This window comes from Brucella tritici, assembly GCF_008932285.1.
Classification (GTDB): Bacteria; Pseudomonadota; Alphaproteobacteria; order Rhizobiales; family Rhizobiaceae; genus Brucella; species Brucella tritici.
This window is the reverse complement of record NZ_WBVY01000001.1, coordinates 984,268-1,004,623: the sequence shown is the minus strand read 5'-3', so window position 1 is coordinate 1,004,623 and position 20,356 is coordinate 984,268. Positions and strand designations below refer to the sequence as shown.

Here is a 20,356-nt window from a genome sequence, read left to right as displayed (position 1 = left end):
AGGCTGTCAGGAGGCATGGTTGTGACGATCGCTTTAAAGTCTGCCGCCGGGACGGATGCGAGGGCCGGGGCCAAAGCCGTGACCGAAGCCGGGGCCAAAACCGGGATGATAACCCGGATGGTCACGCCAGCCAGGACGGTCCGTCCAATGTGGGCGCGGTGGCCCCCAGTTCGACTGGCAATTGCGCCCGATGCAGCCATTATAGACATTTCCGCCGCCGCCCCAGCCGCGATAAGGGCCGGGACCCCAATAGGGACCGCTATTGGCGGACAGGGCCGAACCGATGGCGATGCCGGCGATGAGCGGTATGCCGACGGCTGCGGCGGTCGATCCGAAATTATCGTTCGTCGTGTAGCCATTGCCGGTCTGAATGGCGATATAGCTCGAGGCTGCCCAGCCGGTCATGCCGCCATAGGTCACCTGACACCAGCCATAGCCGCTGGTGCAACCGGCCACCGTGATGCCGACGCCATTGGGGATCGCGCCAATAGTTCCGTACTGGGTTCCGGGGCCGACGCGAAGATTAATTGTCGATGTTACGATTGCCGATGATGCATAAGCATTGGCTGAAACAAGAAGTGCTAATGTAACTATGGAAGTTCTTGCCGATAGTTTCATATATCATTCCTCTAATATACTTATATAAATTACTTATATCACGAAGATTATTATTTAATTGCATCACGATTTTTCGATTTCAATTCATGATTAATGAATATCGATCTCTTAAAGTTGACATCCATGCTAACGGTTTAAGCGCTTTATGCGGTACTTTTCTTCGCGCCGGGCATGTCTCATATTAGAGACCGACTCTCTCAAGCACTTAAGGACTGACATTGATGAGTACTGACAATGAGCCGAATGGCACGCTGACCATCCGCGTTTCCGCCATGCCCAAGGATGCCAATTCAGCCTATGATATTTTCGGCGGCTGGGTGATGGCGCAGATGGATATGGCTGCTGGCATCCGTTCCGCCGAGCGCGCCAAGGGGCGTACGGTGACAGCGGCGGTACGCGAAATGTCATTCGCCCGGCCGGTAAAGATCGGCGACACGCTCTGCGTATACACGGATATAACGCGGGTAGGCCGCACTTCCATTACATTGCGGGTCGAGGCCTGGGCGAAGCGCTATCTCAGCGATAGGCGCGACCTCGTTACTCATGCCGAATTCGTTATGGTTTCCCTGGATGAGAACGGCAAGCCGACACCGGTGCCGCCGGAAGAATAAAGCATCGTCAAGCCCGGCATTGCGCCGGGCTTATTTGCAGGCGCGATAGCCGCTGCGGCGCTGCATCAGGTCGAAATGGAAGTGATCGGCATGTTCCGGGTTATAGCCGGGGCCGAGAACCGTCGTGAAATAGCCGCACGCATCGGAGCGAACGCTGTTGAGCAGGCCCTTTTCGCGGAAGGCGAAGAATCCCGGCTTGCGCACCATGATGTTCTTGCCATTGTTCAGCACGATCTTGGTGACATCGATGGCGTTGCCGCGTGAATGTTCCGACATTTTCGCGCCGCGACGGTTGTTCATGGTGCGGCAGGAATAGCCGCCTGCATTATAGATCGTGCTCACGCCGGACAGATAGCGCATCCGGGAGGCGGGTTGCAGGTCGCCCTTGATCCAGCGCGCAAAGGCTTCGGTCACCTGACAGTTCAGCGTCGCAGCCGGTTTGAAGGCGATGGACCCGCTGTTGAAGCCCGATACTTCAATCGGGTTTTCAATATGGCAGGAACTGCTGCGATAGATTGTCGGCTTTTCCTTGAAGACGACGCCGAGTCGCTTCAGGCGCGTGCGGCAAGCCGCTTCCGCATTGGACATCGTGTAAATGTTTTCGGCGGCGGTCATCGGATTTTGAATGGGGGCCGTGAAGCCGTAGTCGCCGGAATATTGCGGCTGGCTCTGCTGTGGGGATCGCGCGACGTGGTTTTCTTCCTCTTCGGCAAGCCCGACGACGCGCTCTTCCTGCGGCGCTTGCATGACAGGTGCTTGCATGACGGGCGCCTCCACGACAGGGGCATTAACCGGGGCAGCACTTGCGACCGGCGCGTCGGGAACCATCATATCGGAGTTGCCAACACTGGCCTGCGGGCGCGGGGCGCTCTCGCCGGAACAACCTGCGATGATGGCCAGCAGGGCGATGGATAAAGACGGGGCCAGACCCCGCAACCGGGTGCGCTGGCGGCTGACTGGAACGGTGGCGGACAACACAGAACTCATGTCCATACCTTTTCTTCAGGAGACCAACCGATGGCGTTCCACGAATATTAGCTTGCAAGCGTAAAGGAAGAGTCAGCGCCCGCGTTAAGGGCTGTGGCGTAAACGGGGCAGCGGCCAGAGCATAATCCGACCAGAATGAAACGCGCTCCGGGGCGCGGCATTGGCAAAATGCCGCCATTGTTCTATCACCATGCAGCGGCTTCGGGCCATGCCGCAGCCAACATCCTCCCGGTCCCTGAAGTCACTTTCATGTCAGCACTGATTTCGCCGAGCGTTCTGCCGATCCTGCTTCTCATCGGCTCGAACATCTTCATGACCTTCGCCTGGTACGGGCACCTGAAATTCACCAATACGCCGCTTGTCACCGTCATTTTCATCAGCTGGGGTATCGCGCTGATCGAATATTGCCTCGCAGTTCCGGCCAATCGCATCGGGCACGAGGTCTATTCGGCGGCGCAGCTCAAGACCATTCAGGAGGTCATCACGCTGGTGATCTTCAGCCTGTTCTCGGTGTTCTACCTCAAGGAAGCCTTTACATGGCACCATCTGCTGGGCTTTGCGTTCATAGCGGGTGGGGCGGCTCTCATCTTCAAAGGGTAGAGCCTGTTCCAAAAGTCGTCCTGTGTGGCTGCAAATGGCAATTATCTGCGTGCCGGTGCTCATGTACCCAAAAGTACACTCCGTTCCGGTACTCGAAAATCACCATTTTCGCACACACAGGCCGCTTTTTGATTCAGGCTCTTACGCACTTTACTCGGCAGGTTCAGGGACAAGATCAGACTTGCGTTTCCAGAACATGGGGATCAGTTCCACCGCCATCATGGCGGCGAAGATCAGTCCGCAGCCGATAAAGCCGATGAAGGTCACCCGCTCGCCAAGGAAGAGCGCGCCGAACAGGGCGGCGAAAAGCGCTTCCGATGCCAGGAAGATCGCAGCCTGTGCGGAAGTCGTATAGCGCTGCCCGATAGCCTGCAGGGTGAAGGCAACGCCGGACGAGAACACGCCTGTGAAGAGGATTTCCTTCCAGGTGAGCGCGATGGCGGTCCAGTTGAAGTCTTCGACCATGGATGCGATGGCAAGCCCTGCGGCAGCGCTGGTTGCGAACTGGATGCAGCTCAGCGTTATCGGCCGTCCTGCACGGTTTGCCCTGCTGATCAGGACCACCTGCAAGGCCCAGAAGACCGCGCCGCAAATGACCAGCAAGTCACCCTGCTTGAGCGCGTTCAGCGTTCCGCCGGAAAGCAGGAATATGCCTGCAAGACATGCCGCCGCACTTGGCCACACGACCGGATGCGGCCATGTGCGAAACAGAATGACGCCGAGCACAGGCACCATCACGACATAAAGCCCGGTCAGAAAACCGGCATTGGTGACGGATGTGGTGATAAGCCCGATCTGCTGGAGGACAAGCCCGGTGAACAGGCTTAGTCCGATGAACATGAAGAAGAGATAGCTCGAGCGGCTCAGGCGGGTCTTCGCCCGACGCCCCTCGGCTACGGCCCATGGCAGGACCGTGAGGGACGCGATTGCCGAGCGGATGCCGATGAACAGAAACGGACCGATACTGGCCATCGCCGTCGATTGGGCGACGAAACCCATGCCCCAGATGACGCCTGCCAGAAGCAGCAGCATATTGGCCTGTACGCGCGTCATCATTGCCTCGTTTCGAACTTTTCAGGGTGTGCCACTGTAGAAAGAGAAACCGGACGCTTTTCAGCCTTTCCCGGTCTTCATGCTATAGGCAATATTATGGGCAGACGGCAAGATAACTTCCGATTCTGCGACATTCATGCATTTGGCGTGCATTTGGTTAGAGCGAATTCTTACTGACGGGGTGTTTATGCTCACTTTAAATAGTCAATCCGCTCTCGCGGCATCGATTGCCACAGTGATGCTGTTTCTGGCGGGTGGGGAATCGCAGGCTGCCTTCAAGAAGGTTCGTGACACGCTGGTGCTTTGCGATTTCGCGCAAAACTGCACTTTGACGCTTACACCGGTTGCAAGCGACGGAGCGCCGGGGCTTGGCATCTTTCGCAGCAGCCAGTCCGGCTCGAAGCCATTGCTCAGGCTTTCCTATGTCGATCCATCACAGAAAACCGGCAAGCTGGAGATTTCCATCGACGGTCAAACCCTGCTCGATGTCGATGTCTCGGCTTTGAAGGCTGAGGACGATCAGCTCGATTATACGGGTGATCTTGCCAAGACGCTCGATGCGATGAAGAACGGCCAGAAACTGCAACTGAAATTTGCCGGAAAGACCTCGACCTATTCGCTTTCAGGCCTTGTTGGCGGGCTGATCTATGTGGACGAACAGCAATCGCGCGACGGAACCATCGAGGCATTGCAGGTCAAAGGCAGCAAACCGGCACCGGTTCCGCCGCAGCTCAAGCTGATTGAAACAATCGAAGACATACCGGCAGAAATCCGCAAGGATTTTTCAGACGAAGCGGCGGTTTGCGGCGGGGCCAGCCCTGGCACATTCCGCAATGCAGGCGGTTTCGAGACGAAGGTTGCCGATGATCTTGATCTCATCGGCCTGCCTTGCGGTTCGCCGGGCGCTTATAATCAGCCTTATGCCTTCTATAGCCGCTATGAAAACAAGATCGTGCCGATCTCCCTGCCGACCATTTCCGATGATGGCCCGACAGTGACCGATACGGCATGGAATATCGACTGGTCACAGAGAGCCTTGACGCTGACAGCCTTCTTCAAGGGAAGGGGGCTTGGAGATTGCGGCATCTATGATGTCTGGAAAGCGACGGACAGCAGCGAGGGCCGGGTGCGTTTCGTTCTGCTGCAGGAACGGTCAAAAGGCGATTGCGATGGCAATTATGCCGGAGGTCCGGAGAAGTGGCCCGCGAGCTGGCCGATCAATGCGAAATAGGTGCCGCTTACGGGCAGAGTTGACAGAGAGATATTTTTCCGCGTGAAATGGTTGATGGAAATGCTATAGTTCTGTGAACGGTTATTCGAACGGTTCCGAGGCGGATGTTTCGGTGACCGTTTTCTTTTTGTGTGTCGAAGGCTGGCTGGCCTTCGAGAAGCGCCTCGCACTATCCAAGCAATGCGCGAGGTGAGGCGGGCAAATCAAACTGCCGGTGCGTGCAGGGCCTCGGGGAGAGGCCAAGCGCCGGACGAAGGAAAGGACTGGGTATGGAAAAGTTCCCTATGACCCCTGGCGGTTTCGAAAAGCTCAAGGAAGAGCTGCGCTGGCGTCAGCAATCGGAGCGTCCTCGGATTATTGAGGCAATCGCTGAAGCGCGCGCGCATGGCGATCTGTCGGAAAACGCGGAATATCACGCTGCGAAAGAAGCCCAGAGCCTGAATGAAGGTCGTATCAACGAACTGGAAGATCTGGTTGCACGCGCCGAAGTCATCGACGTTTCGAAGCTGTCGGGCGACCGTATCAAGTTCGGCGCCACGGTCACCATGATCGACGAGGATACGGAAGAAGAAAAGGTCTACCAGATCGTCGGCGATCAGGAAGCCGACGTGAAGGAAGGCCGCATCTCCATTTCATCGCCGATTGCGCGTGCGCTGATCGGCAAGGGCGAAGGCGACACGATTGAAGTCAACGCTCCGGGCGGTTCGCGTTCCTACGAAATCATCGGCCTGAAGTTCGTCTGATTTCCGTGTCCGCGCATAAGCCAGATTCCGTACAGGTTCGCGTTCAGGACGTCGAGGTGGTGGCGCCGAATTTCAAGCGCCGCCTCTCCGGTGTCACATCGACGATTGTTCAGCTAATCCCTTTGCAGCGCGCAAAGGGGCTGAACATTGCGACGATGGGACCGGGCCTGCCGGACACGCTTCCGCATCTGGGGTGGAACGCTCTTTGGTCCTTCTGGTCAAAGCCCAGGACGAAACCGTTTCGCATCTGGCACGCGCGACGCAATATCGAAATGCTCGCCGGTATTTTCATGCGCGAGGTGCTGCGTATGAAACTAAGGCTGATCTTTACCTCGGCTGCACAGCGGGACCACAAGCCCTTCACGAAATGGCTCATTCGTCGCATGAATGCGGTGATTGCAACAAGCGGTCGCTCGGGGAGTTTTCTCGAAGTTCCGCATCAGGTCATCATGCATGGCGTGGACCTGCAGCGGTTTCATCCGCCTGTCGGCGACGAGGACAATTTCACGGCGTCGGGTCTGCCCGGAAAATATGCTGTCGGCTGTTTCGGCCGTGTGCGTTCCTCCAAGGGAACAGACCTTTTTGTCGATGCAATGATTGCGCTTTTGCCGAAATATCCGGACTGGACGGCGATCGTTACCGGACGAACGACTGCTGAACATCAGTCGTTCGAGGATGCGCTGAAGGCAAAGATCGCCGCAGCCGGTCTGCAGGACCGCATCCTCATTCTGGGGGAAGTGCCGGATATCCGCGTCTGGTATCGCCGCCTGACGCTTTATGTTGCGCCTTCGCGCAATGAAGGTTTCGGGCTGACGCCGCTGGAAGCCATGGCGTCGCAAACGGCAGTCGTTGCCAGCGATGCGGGTGCCTATGCAGAAATGATCGTGGATGGCACCGGGACATCGGTTGCTGCTGGCGACGGGGACGCTCTGCGCAAGGCTATCGAGCCATATCTGGCTGATCCGGCTCTGGCCAAGCGTGACGGCGAAAATGCTCTCAAGCATGTTCGCGCCACGTTCCCGCTCGAAAAGGAAGCCGCTGCAATCAGCGGCGTTTACGAGCGCGTATTCGCCGGGAAGTAATAAGTAACCCCCGGCGCAAAATCTAGAGTGGTTCCAGTTAAAACGGAATCGTGGGACCGCTTATCTCTTTGTTTATACGCATTTACCTCACGCAAAACCGCTCCGCACTTTTGCTGGAAATGCTCTAATATTTAAAGGATCATCAGTGGCTCGTCCTTGACCGGACGAATGGTCAGAGCCGTGCGCACGGAATCCACATTGGGAGCGGCGGTCAGTTCCTCGATCACGAAGGTCTGGAACGTGTTGAGATCGCGCGCGACGCAATGGAGCAGGAAATCAGACTCGCCCGAAACCATCCAGGCGCGGCGTACCAGCGGCCATTGCTTGGTTTTCTCGGCAAACGCCTTGAGATCCGCATCGGCCTGACGATGGAGGCCGACCGAACAGAAGGCGACCAGATCCTGCCCGAGCGAATTGCCATTGAGAATGGCACGATAGCCCCGGATGACGCCACTTTCTTCCAGCTTGCGCACGCGGCGCAGGCAGGGCGGAGCCGAAATGCCGACACGTTCGGCCAGTTCGACATTGGTGATGCGCCCGTTATTCTGGAGCTCCCGAAGGATTTTCCAATCGATTTCATCCAGATCGGCCTTGATCGGCATGCGTAACTCCGCGCGCAAGGAAATTTCATTCCGGGGTAATTATAGAACATTCGTCGCCATTGTGGCGCAATCTAATCCTGCTCATATCAAATGAAACGGGCGGATGTAAACCGCCTAAAGCATGTCTTCCAAAAGTGGAAACCGGTTTTGGGAATAAAGACATGCCCAAGCAAAATGTTAAAGCGCGTCGCGCTTTAACGCTCTGTCAACGCACCCAAAAAGCGCGAGTGAACAAGATATACACGGTAACGAGCTCCAGACGCCCGACCAGCATCAGGAATGAAAACACCCACAGTGCAGGGTCGTGAATGGTGGAAAAGTTGCCGACGGGGCCAATCGTGTCACCAAAACCGGGGCCGACATTGGAAAGTGCGGTCAGTGCGCCGGTGAAGGCCGATACGAAATCGAGGCCGAGAGCAGCAAGCAGCACCGCACCGATGACGAGCGACGCGCAATAGAGAAACAGGTACAGAAGCACGTTCTGCGCGATTTCGCCGGAAATTTCCGAGCTGCCGTAACGAATCTTGATGACAGCGTGCGGCATGATGAGCCGGGCGAGATTGGCCTGTGTCAGGCTCCAAAGGATGATGAGGCGATTCATCTTGATGCCGCCGGACGTGGAACCTGCGCAGCCGCCGAGAAACGAAGCAAGAAAGAAAATTCCGATCGCTGGCGGTCCCCACAGCGAATAATCTTCCGTCGCATAGCCGGTCGTGGTCATGACCGACACAAAGTGAAACGAGGCCGAAATCAGCGCATCGCCAAAAGGCACATTGGAGCCGAGCCGCAGAACCACTGCGAGCGCGAAGCTGAATGCGATGACGATTGTGAAGAACAGTTTTACCTGCGGATCGGCCAGCAGTTCCATGCGGCGTGGCATGAAGGCTTTGATGTAAAGCACGAAAGGCAGGGCCGAGAGCGCCATGAAAATCGTGGAAACGACCAGCAGCAGGCGGTTCCCTTCATAAAAGCCGATTGAACTGTCGTGGGTTGAAAAGCCTGCCGTGGCCACGGTCGTCAGGCCATGATTGATGGCGTCGAACACGCTCATGCCAACGGCAAAATAGGCGATGGTGCAAGCAGCCGTCAGGCTGAGATAAGCCAGTACAATGCCCAGCGCTATCTGGTTCATGCGCGGGAGGATTTTTTCCGATTTGTCGGAATTCTCCATATGAAAGAGCGCAAGCCCGCCCGCCCGCAGCGAGGGCAGCATCAGGAGTGCCAGGCCGATAAAGCCGACGCCCCCGATCCAGCAGAGAAGCGAACGCCACAAGAGAATGCCGCGCTGCATGTTGTCGAGCCCGGTCAGCGCCGTCGCGCCGGTGGACGTGACGCCCGACATGGCCTCGAAGAACGCTGTCGCATAGCTGATGGGCAGGTGCGAAAAATAGAGCGGGATCGAGCCGAGAAAGCTTGCCGTGAGCCAGAGGCACGCCGTCAGCAGGAAGCCGAGGCGCGGGGTGAAACGCATGGTCTGGTTTTGCGTGGCAAGCAGGATCAGCGCAGAAAGGGCGCCTGTCGCCGCAGCCGAGCGCACGAAGATCAGCCAGTCGTCGCTTCCATCGCGCAGGTCGATGGCCGCAGGCAGAAGCATGGCAGCAGCCATGATGAGGCCGAAACGCGCGCAGATATTGGCGACTGTCTTGTAAATGGCGGCCGGCTCCGGGGTTGGGCGAATTATTCCTTATATCAAGCTTGTTTAGCGTGAGATCGATCCACCCGCAACGTGCTGGCGTGAAAGGGTTTGCTTAAAAGGTCACAAGCTGTGGCTAAAGCTCAGCAAATCCCTGTGGAACCTTGCAAACAATCAGGGGCAGACCTACCTTGGCCATAATGTCGGGGCATTGGCCGAACAGGCGCGAAAGCGATTCTGGTACGCTGGAACCCGCCGCTTTAAATCGATTTTAGAGTGCATCCCAAAACTGTGGAACATTTTTGGACAAGGTGCCGTAAAAGCAAACGTGTGAAAACCAACATATGGAGCGCCGATCTGCCTTGATCAGGTCGAAGCGCTCCCGGACCGGAGAGAAACTTCATGTCACAGCGTCACGCGCCAGTCATAGTCATCGGCTCAGGTCCTGCTGGTTATACTGCGGCGATTTATGCCGCCCGCGCCATGCTGAAGCCCATCGTTATTGCCGGTTTGCAGCAGGGTGGTCAGCTGATGATTACCACTGATGTGGAAAACTATCCGGGCTATGCCGATCCGGTGCAGGGACCATGGATGATGGACCAGATGGCGACGCAGGCACAGAATGTCGGCGCGGAAATCGTCCATGACATCATCACCGAGGTCGAAACCACGGTGCGTCCTTTCCGCCTGAAGGGGGATTCCGGTACGGTCTATACTTGCGATGCCCTGATTATCGCTACGGGTGCACAGGCCAAGTGGCTTGGCCTCGACAGCGAACAGACCTTCATGGGCGGCGGCGTTTCGGCTTGCGCAACCTGTGATGGTTTCTTCTATCGCGGCAAGGATGTGGTCGTCGTCGGCGGCGGCAATACCGCTGTCGAGGAAGCGCTTTATCTTTCGCATATCGCCAAGAGCGTGACAGTCGTGCATCGCCGCGACGGTTTCCGTGCAGAAAAAATCATGCAGGATCGCCTGCTTTCGCGCCAGAACGTCTCGGTTGTCTGGAACAGCGTGATTGACGAAATCCTCGGCACCGAGGCAAAGCCGCCAATGGGCGCGACCGTGACCGGCGTGCGCCTCAAGAACGTGGTGACGGGCGAGACGCAGGAACTCGATACGCATGGTGTTTTTGTCGCTATCGGCCACGCACCTGCGGTTTCTTTGTTCGAGGGCAAACTCAAGCAGAAGCCAAACGGCTATCTGTGGACCGCGCCTGATTCGACCGCTACCGACGTTCCGGGCATCTTCGCTGCGGGCGACGTCACGGACGATATTTATCGACAGGCTGTGACTGCCGCCGGTTTGGGTTGCATGGCAGCTCTTGAAGCCGAGCGCTGGCTTGCTGCACAGGAACCGCTGCACGAAGCCGCGGAGTAAAGCATTTCCTGGACAAAGGTGTGAGGTGGTTTTGCGTAAGATGAATGCAGTGAAAATAATGAGAGGGGATAATCGTGGTCGCTCCGCTCGACTGGGATAAACTGCGCATTTTTCATGCTGCGGCTGAGGCTGGGTCGTTCACCCATGCAGCCCAGACATTGCATCTGTCGCAATCGGCCATCTCGCGCCAGGTGAGCGCACTGGAGCAGGATGTCGGTGTCCCGCTGTTTCATCGTCATGCGCGCGGTCTCATCCTGACCGAGCAGGGCGAAACGCTTTATCGTACGGCACATGACGTTCTGATGAAGCTCGAAAACGTTCGCTCGAAGCTGGCAGAAAGCAAGGAAAAGCCGACAGGTCGGCTCCGCGTGACGACGACTGTTGGTCTTGGTTCCGGCTGGCTGGTCGAGCGCATTCAGGAGTTCGTCGAGCTTTATCCCGATATCCAGTTGCAACTGATCCTCGACAATGAGGAGCTGGACCTGACGATGCGCCATGCGGATTGTGCCATCCGGTTGCGGCAGCCGCAGCAGCCGGACCTGATCCAGCGCCGGCTTTTCACGGTGCATATGCATGTCTATGCGTCGGCAGGCTATGTTTCAAAATATGGCAAGCTGAACTCAATCGACGAGATCGACCAGCATCGCGTCGTGACCTTCGGCGAACCGGCGCCAAGCTATCTGACAGGCCTGAACTGGCTGGAGATTGCCGGACGCGCCGATGGCAGCACACGCATTCCTGCATTGCAGGTGAACAATCTGCTGTCGATCCGTCGCGCTGTGCAGCGCGGCGTCGGTATTGCGGTTTTGCCCGATTATATGGCCGACAAGGAATCCGGGCTGGTGCAGCTTCTGCCGGAACTGGAAGAAATACCGTCCTTCGATACGTTCTTCTGCTATCCGGAAGCCTTGAAGAATTCCGCGAAACTGCACGCTTTCCGCGACTTCCTGTTCTCGAAGGCCCGCAACTGGACCTATTGATTGCAGCTTGCGATTCAAAAAAGGCCGCGCTGGCAATCAGCGCGGCCTTTTGTTTTTTGGTGATGGCTGATTACTTGCGCGGCAGCAGGCGTTGGACTTCCTTGGACGCATCGGCAAGGGCATCTTCCGGCGTGGCGGACTGCTCAACGACGCGCGAAAGATTGTCCACGATGGTCTGCGTCACCTTCACGCCGTTCGAACCAGGGAAGGCATACCACGGGATCATCAGCGACATCTGGCTGAGGCCAGCCTTGAAGAGCGGATTTTCCTCGTAGAACTTGCCGAGATATTCATCGGACTTTGCAGCGAGTTCGTTGTTCGGCACATAGCCGGTGCCGGGGACGACGACGGAAGCGCCGTATGGTCCGGCGGCAAACTTGGCGAATTTCCACGCCGCATCCTGCTTGGCCTGATCTTCGGTCAGGATGACAACCGCGTTGCCGCCGGTTGGCAGACGACCCTTTTCAGCGTTGATGAGCGGGATTTTCGCCGTGCGAAGATCGAACTTGTCGCCGACATTCTTGATCGTGTTGCGCAGCGCGCCAGTCGTCTGGAACGAGAAGCCGACCTTGCCAGCCGCGAAAGCCTGTTCGCCCGCAGCCTTGGTCAGAACCGGCATGCCGCCTTCCTTCACCATGCGGTCGACAAGCTTGAAGGCTTCAAGCCCTTCCGGACCGTTGAAGGCAACCTTCTTCTCGTCATCAGTCAGCATGGTGCCGCCCGCGCCGAACAGAAGGGCTGAGAACATCCAGTCGTCGCCCTGCCAGCGGAAGTCGATGCCCTCATTGCCGTTGCCGAGGGCCTTGATCTTGCCGCCGAGCTCAATCACTTCGTCCCAGGTGGTGGGGGGAGTGTCGGGATTACCGCCTGCCGCTTTCAGAAGATCGGCATTGTAATACATGATCGGATTGGAGGTTGCGAAAGCAAGACCGACCTGACGGTCGCCAACCCGGGCGAGGCTCAGAAGATGATCGGTGAAACCCTGCGCTTCCATGTCGGTTTCTTTTTCGACCAGAGGCTTCATGTCGACGCCGATATTGCGTTCCGCCAGAACACGCAGGCGGTTCAAACCGGTGAAGGTGATATCCGGCATTTCCGACGTTCCGGCCTGACGCATGATCGTCTGGATGCCTTCCTCGTAGGTCGCCGACGGGCTGACGAAGTTGATCTTGATGTCCGGATTTTCTTCCATGAATTTTTTGGAGATGTCGGCCATGACATCCTTGAAAAAGCCCGGCATCGGATAGTGCACGTTCAGTGTCGTGTCGGCAAAGGCAGGCGAGCAGAGGCCTGTTGCCATTGCCAGAGCGGCGAGTGCGCTGGAAAAGCGTTTCATGTTTGAACTCCTGTAGAGGATGGGAGGGAAGAATTCAGCCCTTGAGGCCGGTGAGGGTAATGCCTTCGATGAAGCGGCGCTGGGCGGCGAGAAATGCCAGCAGCAGCGGCAGGGTGATGATGAGAGTTGCGGCCATCAGTGCCCCGTAATCATCGCCTGCTTCCGCAGCGCGGAAATAGAGGAGGCCGAGCGGCGGTGTGGCGCGTTCCATGCCGTTGACGACGATCAGCGGCCAGAACAGATCGTTCCAGTGCGCGACAACCGAAAAGATCGAAAAGGCTGTTATCGCAGGCCAGGCATTGGGTACGATCACCCGCATGACGATGCCTGCCTCTGACATGCCGTCGAGGCGGGCGGCGCTGATCAGATCATCCGGCATGGCGCGGAAGAACTGCAGAAACAGGAATATGCCGAAGACCGAGATGAAGAACGGTGCGCTGAGAGCGAAATAGCTGTTGAGCACGCCGAGCTGATTGAAACCGACATAGAAGGGCAGTGCGGTGGCATGGATCGGCACGAGCAGACCGAGCATGACCATCATCATCATGGCGCGCTGGCCGCGAAAATTGAGCTTTGCCATGGCATAGGCGCAGGGAATTGCGACCACGACCTGAATGACCAGAACAAGTGCGCAGACGACCACGCCGTTAAACAGCAAAAGCCCCATCGGCACACGGCTGAATGCCTTGGCAAGATTGTCCCAGAGCGCCCAGTTGTGCGGGATCAGCGACAAGGAAGACGAGAAAATATCCTGCTGCGACTTTGCCGCCGTCGACAGCATGAAGATATAGGGTGCGAGGAAAAGCAGGGCACCCAGTGAAAGAATGCCAAGGCGAAGCGAACGGGCGAAGGACATACCGGGTTCCTCAGAGTGGTTCTAGTTAAAACGGGATCTTGGTAGCCGCTCTAACTATTTGTTTTTACACATGTCTTTATCCAAAAACCGGTTCCCACTTTTGGGAGACATGCTCTAGTAATGGGTGCGGCGGTCCAGCACACGGAATTGCAACATCATCAGGATCACGAGGACCGCGAGAAAGATCACTGTCATCGCCGAGGCATAGCCGACGCGCAGATAGACGAAGCCTTCCTGATAAATGGTCCAGAGCAGGACTTCGGAAGCCTTGTTCGGGCCGCCTTCGGTCAGCGTCTTGACCGTCTCGAACACCTTCACGGCATTGATGATGCTGATCGTCGTGACGAATAGCGTGGTTGGGCCGAGCAGGGGCCATGTGACCAGCCGGAAGCGCTCCCAACTGTTTTTCACGCCATCCACTTCAGCAGCCGAATAGAGTTCTCGCGGGATGGCCGTGAGACCGGCCAGAAACAGCACCATGTTGAAGCCGACGCTCTGCCAGATGCCGATCAATGCGAGGCTGAACAGCACCGTCTCGCTGGAGCCTAGCCAGTTTGGACCGGCGATGCCGATCATGCCCAGCATGGCGTTGACGGGGCCGAGTGTCGGATGCAGCAGATATTGCCAGACGGTTGCCATCGCCACGAGGAGCGATGCGACCGGCAGGAAATAGACGGTGCGAAAGAAGGACTTGCCGCGAACTTCGCCTTCAATGAGGAGGGCTACGCCGAGGCCGAGAAAGACGGAAGCGGGTGCCACGATCGCGGTATAGATGGCGGTGTTCTTCAGCGAGATCAGAAATGTCCGGTCGCTGAAGAGTTCGGCATAGTTTTCCAGTCCGATGAATTCGAAACCGTCATAACCAAGCTCGAAATTGGTCAGGCTCCAGAAAATGACGGCGGCGGTTGGCAGGAGGATCAGCAGTACCGTCAAAACGATGGCCGGAGCTGCCAGTTTCCAGGCCAGCCGCTCTTCGCGGCGACGGGCTTCTTCGGCCGCCGTGCGTGCGCTGCTGGCTGCGTGGCTGGATAGCGTCATATCAGACATGAGCGGCAGCCTTTGCCGGTGCTGCAAGCTTGACGATGTTTCCGGCGGGCTGGCGCAGGCGCAGGCCATCTTCTGCGAAGAGGTAGGCGTTGCTGGCATCGAAATGCAGGCCCACGGGGAGGCCGACGACGATGTCGCGCGCTTCTTCGGGTGCAAGTTTCACGGTGAGGTCCTGCGAGGCACCGGGAGCCTTGAGATAGACGAGAACTTCCGAGCCGAGAAATTCAATCCGCGAGACTGTGCCGGAAATGCCTGTCTTGTCGTGCGGCTTGAGCTGGAAATGTTCCGGACGAACGCCGATGCGGATAGCGGTGCCGGAATGGGCGGCGACGTCCTGCAGGATGGCGCGGCCTGCAAAATGCACCATGCCGCTATCGCTGACCAATGCTTCCAGAATATTGATGCGCGGCGTGCCGATGAATTGCGCGACCTCGATATGGCGTGGATCATTATAGATCGCGGTCGGCGTGTCGATCTGCAGCAGTTTGCCGCCCATCATGACCGCAACGCGGTCGGCCATGCTGAGCGCTTCGGCCTGGTCATGGGTCACATAGATGGTGGGGACACCGGCACGGCGATGCAGTTCAACGATTTCTGCGCGGGTGTGAACGCGCAGATTGGCATCGAGGTTCGACAGCGGCTCATCCATCAGGAATGCGCCCGGCTGACGGACAAGCGCGCGGGCAAGGGCCACACGCTGACGCTGGCCACCGGACATCTGGCCCGGCTTGCGATCAAGCAGATGGTCGATCTTAAGGCTCGTTGCGGTTGCCTTGACCTGCTTTTGGATGGCGGCGCGCTTGCTGCGCTGGCCGGGAAAGAAAGCGCCGATCATGGGCAGGCGTTCCACGGCGGTCAGATCACGCATTGCAAGCGGCACCGCGATGTTCTGTGCCGTCGTCAGATGGGGATAGAGCGCGTAGGACTGAAACACCATGGCGATGTTCCGGTCGGCAGGGTGAGCGCCGGTTATGTTGCGTCCCGCAAGCTCCACGCTTCCTTCATCAGCATGGTCCAGACCGGCGAGAATACGCAGCAACGTACTCTTTCCGCAGCCTGATGGGCCGACGAGAGCGATGAATTCACCTTCCGCAGCTTCGATGGAAATTCCATCGAGAATGCGGTTGCCCCCGTAGGATTTGCCGATGTCACGAAGGACGAGCGTGCTCACTGGCTTGCCTCCTCGGTGACTTTCTCGCCATCGCCGGTATGGTGCGGATAGACCTCATGCACCACGTCATCGATGACGTAGGGCGTCAGCTCGTCAATGCGGATAATGCTGCTTGTGGCGATCTCGTCGAGATCGTGGATGACAGCGCCAAGGATACGCTCACCGGGGAGGTCGCGTTCCATCGGCCCGACGATGAAGGCGGCGGCAGGCGCCCAGATATAGTTCGTGCCGAAAGCATCGCCCGACCACGCACGGTGCAGGTGACCGCTGGCGTGAAGCTGCACATTATACTGCGCGAAAAGATCATAAAGACGCTGGCGTGGGGCAGGGCGGATACCCCAGTAGCCGCTATCACCCTCATCCGGATCGTCCACAAAGAGCGGCTTGTGGGCGAAGACCGCGACGGGCTTGCCATCGCTGTTTTTCAATTCGTCTTCGAGCCACTGGAACTGTTCCGCTTCTTCGGCCTCGCCGGAGCCGATGACAAGGCTGTTGAGGCCGATGATACGCCAGTTGCCGAAGTTTTCCGCCCAGCTATCCGGACCGATATGACGGCGCCAGCGCATCAGGCGCTGCGGATTGACCGGCTGGTGGCTTTCGGGAAGATGGCCGATATCGTGGTTACCCGGAAGGCTGAGAACACGCGCTGGAAGCTCGCTCAAGCAGGTGCGGCAGAACAGAAGATCGGCCTCCACATCGGCGCCATCGACTGTAAGGTCGCCGGTGTGGATGATGAGATCAGGTTTCTGCTGATCGATCCAGGCAACGAGTGGTTCCCAGTTGCGGTTGAAGTGCGGCTTGATTGGGCTGAGATGGGTGTCTGTAATCTGAACGATCCGCACGGGTACGCTCCTTCTCGGGTCTGTCTATTGCCGCAGCACGTTTCACGCGCTGCACTCTGCCGGGCGCATCATGCGCGGCATCTTGCCGGGGCTTTTAGGCGCGTTGTGTGACAGGCCCGCTGCATTGCAGTGACAGTTGCATGACATCTGCTTTGAGCGACTCAAAAAGGGGGATTTGCCAAATTTGGAGGCATCGTTGTTTTGCTGATGCTCATGCTTTAGGCGGCTAATCTGCTCATTATAATATTACGAAGCAATTTTTATCGGCATAACATATTGTTTTTAAATTGTTTTATGGCCTGATCTAGACATGCGTAAAATGCATAGCTGCATTGCGCTAAAGTCGCATTGCAAAAACAATGGGCAACAGGCATATAAAGGTCATCTCAGCGCTGCGTTTCCTCCTCCCATTTGCGCAGGCTGAGTGTTCCCCTCTGGAGGTTTGCCTCAAAGGCACCTTCAAAACTCAAAGCCAGACATTTGTCTGGCTTTTTTTTTGGCTTTTTGCCAGACCGCCTCTTTTTCTCAGAAGTATAGAAACGAAAAAGGGGCCTTTCGGCCCCTTTAGTTCTTCTTCAATACAGCTGTTTAACGCAGGCTGGCGCAGAAGCGCTGGATGCGGGTGCAGGCTTCTTCGAGAAGTGCATCCGACGTTGCATAGGAAATACGGAAGTTCGGTCCAAGACCGAAAGCCGAACCGTGAACGACGGCGACGCCTTCAGCTTCCAAGAGCTCGGTGACGAAGTCTTCATCGGTCTCGATGACCTTGCCAGCTTCCGTCTTCTTGCCGATCAGGTCAGCGCAGGAAGGATAGACGTAGAACGCGCCTTCCGGCGTCGGGCACTTGATGCCTTTTGCCTGGTTCAGCATCGATACGACCAGATCGCGACGGGCCTGGAAGATCTTCTTGTTTTCCGGGATGAAATCCTGGGTACCGTTGAGGGCTTCGACTGCGGCCCACTGTGCGATGGAGCAAGCGCCCGAGGTCTGCTGACCCTGCACCATATCCATGGCCTTGATGAGCTGCAGTGGTCCTGCCGCATAGCCGATACGCCAGCCGGTCATGGCATAGGCCTTTGACACGCCGTTCATGGTGAGCGTGCGGTCGTAAAGCGAAGGCTCGACCTGAGCAGGCGTCGTGAACACGAAGTCGCCATAGACCAGATGCTCATACATGTCGTCGGTCAGGATCCAGACATGCGGATGACGAACCAGAACGTCGGTCAGGGACTTGAGTTCTGCTTCCGTGTAAGCCGCGCCGGTCGGGTTCGACGGCGAGTTGAAGATCAGCCACTTGGTCTTCGGCGTGATCGCCTTTTCCAGATCGGCGGCCGTCAGCTTGAAATTGTCTTCGATCTTCGTGTTGATGAAAACCGGGTTGCCGCCGTTGATCGCCACCATTTCCGGATAGCTGACCCAGTAAGGGGCAGGAACGATGACTTCATCGCCGGGGTTCAGCGTGGCCATGAAGGCGTTGAACAGAATCTGCTTGCCACCAGTGCCGACGATGACCTGTTCCGGCTTGTAGTCGAGGCCGTTTTCACGCTTGAACTTGGCAACAATGGCCTGACGCAGTTCAGGGATACCGGCAACAGGCGTGTATTTCGTTTCGCCGCGGTTGATCGCGTCGATGGCAGCCTGCTTGATATTCGTGGGCGTGTCAAAGTCGGGCTCGCCCGCACCGAGACCAATCACATCCTTGCCCTTGGCTTTCAGTTCACGTGCTTTCTGGCTGACCGCGATGGTCGCAGATGGCTTTACACGAGAAAGGGCGTCGGCGAGAAATGCCATGATAGATCTCCATAGATGGCAGGCTCTGTTAACCGGCACCGGGCAGGTCCGGTTTTGCGGGTTTTCTATGTCCCATCGGCGCAGGAAGCGCAACAGATGGATTGTGATTTCATCGGCAATTGCTTGATTTCGCGAAAATGTGTTGCCGAAACGAACAGATCCATCAGCAATGCTGACATATTAACGCAAGGAAACTGATTGGATCGGGCGGTATTGGGCTCTATCCCGCCATCAGGTCGCGCAAGCTGCGCGTAGCCATCACCTTGTAAGCCGCTATCAGCGCATCGCACTCATTTTCCGGAACCTCGACGGCGATGCGCATGGTGGATTCGCCGAAATGCATCAGCAGGAAGGCGGTTTCGTCCAGTTGCGCCGGCAGCTTGCCGGGGGCGATCCGGCGGATCGTATCGGCCAGGAGCTGGCCGTTCTGCCTGCTTTCGGCAATTTCCAGCTTTGACAGGGACTTGTCTGTCTGCGTGGCCGACCAGATGTCACGCATTGCCGGTTCCAGCCGCATTAGCGTCAGATATTCATCGATCAGCGCATTGAAGGCGATGATCAACTCGTCAGCCGAACTGGCTGCTGCAAGCCCTTCCGCGATGCATTGGCGCGATTGCGCATTGCAGCTTTCAAACAGGTAACGGATCAGGGCGCTTTTATCGGGAAAATACTGATAGAGCGCGCCGATGGAGATACCGGCCTGCTGGGCAATTTCACTCATCTTGAGGCTGTCGCTGCCCTTGGCGGCGATCAGGGCTGTGGCGCATTCAGCGATACGCCGAATCTTTTCCTGTGCGCGGCTCTGGCTGGGCGTGCGGCGCAGGATCGGTGCGCTGCTTGTTTCTGCTTGCTTGGCGGAATTCTGCTTCATGACCGACTCACAATTTTTCTCTCTTGACAGAATATGAGGATTACTCACATATTGCAAATATGAGGGTTGCTCATATTTTGGGAGAAGGAAGATGAATACGTATCTTGATGATCGTTATCTGGTGATTGGTGCTACCGGCAAAACCGGCAGGCGCGTTGCGGAAAAGCTGCGGCAGAAGGGGCTTTCAGTTCGGGCCGTATCGCGGAGCACCGAGATTCCCTTTGACTGGAACAGCCAATCCACCTGGGCTGCGGCGCTTGACGGTATCGACAGCGCCTATGTGACATACCAGCCGGATATTGCCTTGCCGGGCGCCGTCGATGTCATTCGCGCATTTCTCGCGGCGGCAAAGACGGCAGGTGTGAAGCATGTCGTGCTTCTGTCTGGACGGGGCGAGGAGGAGGCGGAAGCTGCGGAACGGGTTCTGCAGGCTTCCGGGCTGGACTGGACCGTGCTGCGTGCCAGCTGGTTCATGCAGAATTTCAGCGAAAACTACATGCGGGACGAGTTGCTTTCAGGCTCGCTGACCTTACCGGTCGGACCGACGAAGGAACCTTTCATCGATGCCGACGACATTGCGGATGTGGCGGTTGCCGCGCTTACCGAGGCGGGGCATCGCAACCGGCTTTATGAGCTGACTGGGCCGGAACTGTTCAGCTTCAACGAGGCTGTGAGCGAAATCGCCGGAGCGACAGGTCGGACGCTGTCGTTTCATCCGGTCTCATTCGCCGATTACGAGGCCGCATTGCGTGAACAGGCATTGCCGGAAGATGTCATCACGCTTTTGCGCTATCTTTTCACCGAACTTTTCGATGGCCGCAACGCCAATGTGGCGCATGGCGTGGAGGAAGCCCTTGGACGAAAGCCGCGCCGGTTTGCAGATTTTGCGCGCAAGGCTGCCGTTGAAGGCATATGGGAGGGATAA

20 protein-coding genes and 1 pseudogene are annotated in these 20,356 nt (G+C 57.2%); 8 read left to right on the top strand and 13 right to left on the bottom strand.

What is annotated here, in order from left to right:
- Positions 1 to 33: 33 nt before the first annotated feature.
- Complete coding sequence (locus tag F9K94_RS04975; protein ID WP_151643972.1) at positions 34 to 618, bottom strand: SH3 domain-containing protein; 585 nt, start codon at positions 616 to 618, stop codon at positions 34 to 36.
- Positions 619 to 839: 221 nt separating this feature from the next.
- Here F9K94_RS04975 and F9K94_RS04970 point away from each other — a divergent pair, with 221 nt between their 5' ends.
- Entirely contained in the window at positions 840 to 1,229 is a 390-nt protein-coding gene (locus tag F9K94_RS04970; protein ID WP_151643970.1) for an acyl-CoA thioesterase, read from the top strand.
- Between the two features lie 30 nt (positions 1,230 to 1,259).
- Here the strand turns inward: F9K94_RS04970 and F9K94_RS04965 are convergent, their stop codons facing one another.
- Positions 1,260 to 2,216 (bottom strand): extensin-like domain-containing protein, encoded by a 957-nt coding sequence (locus F9K94_RS04965; protein ID WP_151644138.1) that lies wholly within the window; start codon positions 2,214 to 2,216, stop codon positions 1,260 to 1,262.
- A 249-nt stretch (positions 2,217 to 2,465) separates the two neighbouring features.
- Here F9K94_RS04965 and F9K94_RS04960 point away from each other — a divergent pair, with 249 nt between their 5' ends.
- Complete coding sequence (locus F9K94_RS04960) at positions 2,466 to 2,816, top strand: DMT family protein (RefSeq protein WP_109987361.1); 351 nt, start codon at positions 2,466 to 2,468, stop codon at positions 2,814 to 2,816.
- 150 nt (positions 2,817 to 2,966) lie between these two features.
- On the opposite strand, the gene F9K94_RS04955 is transcribed toward F9K94_RS04960, so the two are convergent.
- Positions 2,967 to 3,869 carry a DMT family transporter gene (locus F9K94_RS04955; protein ID WP_151644136.1) on the bottom strand — a complete coding sequence of 301 codons (903 nt, stop codon included), beginning with the start codon at positions 3,867 to 3,869 and terminating at the stop codon, positions 2,967 to 2,969.
- A gap of 181 nt (positions 3,870 to 4,050) precedes the next feature.
- Between F9K94_RS04955 and F9K94_RS04950 the strand changes: the two genes are divergently transcribed.
- From F9K94_RS04950 to F9K94_RS04940, 3 genes are all read left to right on the top strand, one after another.
- Complete coding sequence (locus F9K94_RS04950) at positions 4,051 to 5,100, top strand: DUF1176 domain-containing protein (RefSeq protein WP_407922023.1); 1,050 nt, start codon at positions 4,051 to 4,053, stop codon at positions 5,098 to 5,100.
- A 269-nt stretch (positions 5,101 to 5,369) separates the two neighbouring features.
- Complete coding sequence (gene greA, locus F9K94_RS04945; RefSeq protein WP_061345939.1) at positions 5,370 to 5,843, top strand: transcription elongation factor GreA; 474 nt, start codon at positions 5,370 to 5,372, stop codon at positions 5,841 to 5,843.
- 5 nt (positions 5,844 to 5,848) lie between these two features.
- Entirely contained in the window at positions 5,849 to 6,925 is a 1,077-nt protein-coding gene (locus tag F9K94_RS04940; RefSeq protein ID WP_151643966.1) for a glycosyltransferase family 4 protein, read from the top strand.
- Positions 6,926 to 7,056: 131 nt separating this feature from the next.
- On the opposite strand, the gene F9K94_RS04935 is transcribed toward F9K94_RS04940, so the two are convergent.
- On the bottom strand, positions 7,057 to 7,527 hold the full coding sequence (locus F9K94_RS04935; protein WP_006471903.1) for an Lrp/AsnC family transcriptional regulator: 471 nt from the start codon (positions 7,525 to 7,527) through the stop codon (positions 7,057 to 7,059).
- 205 nt (positions 7,528 to 7,732) lie between these two features.
- Entirely contained in the window at positions 7,733 to 9,133 is a 1,401-nt protein-coding gene (locus tag F9K94_RS04930; RefSeq protein WP_151643964.1) for a TrkH family potassium uptake protein, read from the bottom strand.
- 429 nt (positions 9,134 to 9,562) lie between these two features.
- Here F9K94_RS04930 and trxB point away from each other — a divergent pair, with 429 nt between their 5' ends.
- The gene (gene trxB, locus F9K94_RS04925) at positions 9,563 to 10,537 is read left to right on the top strand and encodes a thioredoxin-disulfide reductase (RefSeq protein WP_061345942.1); all 975 of its coding nucleotides are present in this window, start codon (positions 9,563 to 9,565) and stop codon (positions 10,535 to 10,537) included.
- Positions 10,538 to 10,611: 74 nt separating this feature from the next.
- Positions 10,612 to 11,517 carry a LysR family transcriptional regulator gene (locus F9K94_RS04920; protein ID WP_061345943.1) on the top strand — a complete coding sequence of 302 codons (906 nt, stop codon included), beginning with the start codon at positions 10,612 to 10,614 and terminating at the stop codon, positions 11,515 to 11,517.
- Between the two features lie 70 nt (positions 11,518 to 11,587).
- Here F9K94_RS04920 and F9K94_RS04915 read toward each other — a convergent pair whose 3' ends face one another.
- The 8 genes and pseudogenes from F9K94_RS04915 to F9K94_RS04885 form a co-directional block, all read right to left on the bottom strand.
- Positions 11,588 to 12,853 (bottom strand): ABC transporter substrate-binding protein, encoded by a 1,266-nt coding sequence (locus F9K94_RS04915; RefSeq protein WP_151643962.1) that lies wholly within the window; start codon positions 12,851 to 12,853, stop codon positions 11,588 to 11,590.
- A 34-nt stretch (positions 12,854 to 12,887) separates the two neighbouring features.
- Positions 12,888 to 13,709 (bottom strand): carbohydrate ABC transporter permease, encoded by an 822-nt coding sequence (locus tag F9K94_RS04910; RefSeq protein ID WP_061345945.1) that lies wholly within the window; start codon positions 13,707 to 13,709, stop codon positions 12,888 to 12,890.
- Positions 13,710 to 13,823: 114 nt separating this feature from the next.
- On the bottom strand, positions 13,824 to 14,756 hold the full coding sequence (locus F9K94_RS04905) for a carbohydrate ABC transporter permease (RefSeq protein ID WP_151643960.1): 933 nt from the start codon (positions 14,754 to 14,756) through the stop codon (positions 13,824 to 13,826).
- Entirely contained in the window at positions 14,749 to 15,927 is a 1,179-nt protein-coding gene (locus F9K94_RS04900; RefSeq protein WP_151643958.1) for an ABC transporter ATP-binding protein, read from the bottom strand. Before F9K94_RS04900 ends, F9K94_RS04905 begins: the two co-directional genes overlap by 8 nt.
- On the bottom strand, positions 15,924 to 16,769 hold the full coding sequence (locus tag F9K94_RS04895; RefSeq protein WP_151643956.1) for a metallophosphoesterase family protein: 846 nt from the start codon (positions 16,767 to 16,769) through the stop codon (positions 15,924 to 15,926). The genes F9K94_RS04900 and F9K94_RS04895 overlap by 4 nt, the downstream gene beginning before the upstream one ends.
- Before the next feature lie 381 nt (positions 16,770 to 17,150).
- Positions 17,151 to 17,349: pseudogene (locus F9K94_RS24910) on the bottom strand (hypothetical protein).
- Positions 17,350 to 17,357: 8 nt separating this feature from the next.
- Positions 17,358 to 18,560 carry a pyridoxal phosphate-dependent aminotransferase gene (locus F9K94_RS04890; protein ID WP_061345950.1) on the bottom strand — a complete coding sequence of 401 codons (1,203 nt, stop codon included), beginning with the start codon at positions 18,558 to 18,560 and terminating at the stop codon, positions 17,358 to 17,360.
- 220 nt (positions 18,561 to 18,780) lie between these two features.
- Positions 18,781 to 19,431, bottom strand: coding sequence for a TetR/AcrR family transcriptional regulator (locus tag F9K94_RS04885; protein ID WP_151643954.1), 651 nt, complete (start codon positions 19,429 to 19,431; stop codon positions 18,781 to 18,783).
- Positions 19,432 to 19,522: 91 nt separating this feature from the next.
- Between F9K94_RS04885 and F9K94_RS04880 the strand changes: the two genes are divergently transcribed.
- Positions 19,523 to 20,356: an NAD(P)H-binding protein gene (locus F9K94_RS04880; RefSeq protein ID WP_151643952.1), complete on the top strand. Its 834-nt coding sequence runs from the start codon at positions 19,523 to 19,525 to the stop codon at positions 20,354 to 20,356.

What these genes read in the sequence shown, in the direction of transcription:
- F9K94_RS04975 (WP_151643972.1), bottom strand. Translation starts at nt 618, where the DNA reads ATGAAACTATCGGCAAGAACTTCCATAGTTACATTAGCACTTCTTGTT.
- F9K94_RS04970 (WP_151643970.1), top strand. Translation starts at nt 840, where the DNA reads ATGAGTACTGACAATGAGCCGAATGGCACGCTGACCATCCGCGTTTCC.
- F9K94_RS04965 (WP_151644138.1), bottom strand. Translation starts at nt 2,216, where the DNA reads ATGAGTTCTGTGTTGTCCGCCACCGTTCCAGTCAGCCGCCAGCGCACC.
- F9K94_RS04960 (WP_109987361.1), top strand. Translation starts at nt 2,466, where the DNA reads ATGTCAGCACTGATTTCGCCGAGCGTTCTGCCGATCCTGCTTCTCATC.
- F9K94_RS04955 (WP_151644136.1), bottom strand. Translation starts at nt 3,869, where the DNA reads ATGACGCGCGTACAGGCCAATATGCTGCTGCTTCTGGCAGGCGTCATC.
- greA (WP_061345939.1), top strand. Translation starts at nt 5,370, where the DNA reads ATGGAAAAGTTCCCTATGACCCCTGGCGGTTTCGAAAAGCTCAAGGAA.
- F9K94_RS04935 (WP_006471903.1), bottom strand. Translation starts at nt 7,527, where the DNA reads ATGCCGATCAAGGCCGATCTGGATGAAATCGATTGGAAAATCCTTCGG.
- F9K94_RS04930 (WP_151643964.1), bottom strand. Translation starts at nt 9,133, where the DNA reads ATGGCTGCTGCCATGCTTCTGCCTGCGGCCATCGACCTGCGCGATGGA.
- trxB (WP_061345942.1), top strand. Translation starts at nt 9,563, where the DNA reads ATGTCACAGCGTCACGCGCCAGTCATAGTCATCGGCTCAGGTCCTGCT.
- F9K94_RS04915 (WP_151643962.1), bottom strand. Translation starts at nt 12,853, where the DNA reads ATGAAACGCTTTTCCAGCGCACTCGCCGCTCTGGCAATGGCAACAGGC.
- F9K94_RS04910 (WP_061345945.1), bottom strand. Translation starts at nt 13,709, where the DNA reads ATGTCCTTCGCCCGTTCGCTTCGCCTTGGCATTCTTTCACTGGGTGCC.
- F9K94_RS04905 (WP_151643960.1), bottom strand. Translation starts at nt 14,756, where the DNA reads ATGTCTGATATGACGCTATCCAGCCACGCAGCCAGCAGCGCACGCACG.
- F9K94_RS04890 (WP_061345950.1), bottom strand. Translation starts at nt 18,560, where the DNA reads ATGGCATTTCTCGCCGACGCCCTTTCTCGTGTAAAGCCATCTGCGACC.
- F9K94_RS04885 (WP_151643954.1), bottom strand. Translation starts at nt 19,431, where the DNA reads ATGAAGCAGAATTCCGCCAAGCAAGCAGAAACAAGCAGCGCACCGATC.
- F9K94_RS04880 (WP_151643952.1), top strand. Translation starts at nt 19,523, where the DNA reads ATGAATACGTATCTTGATGATCGTTATCTGGTGATTGGTGCTACCGGC.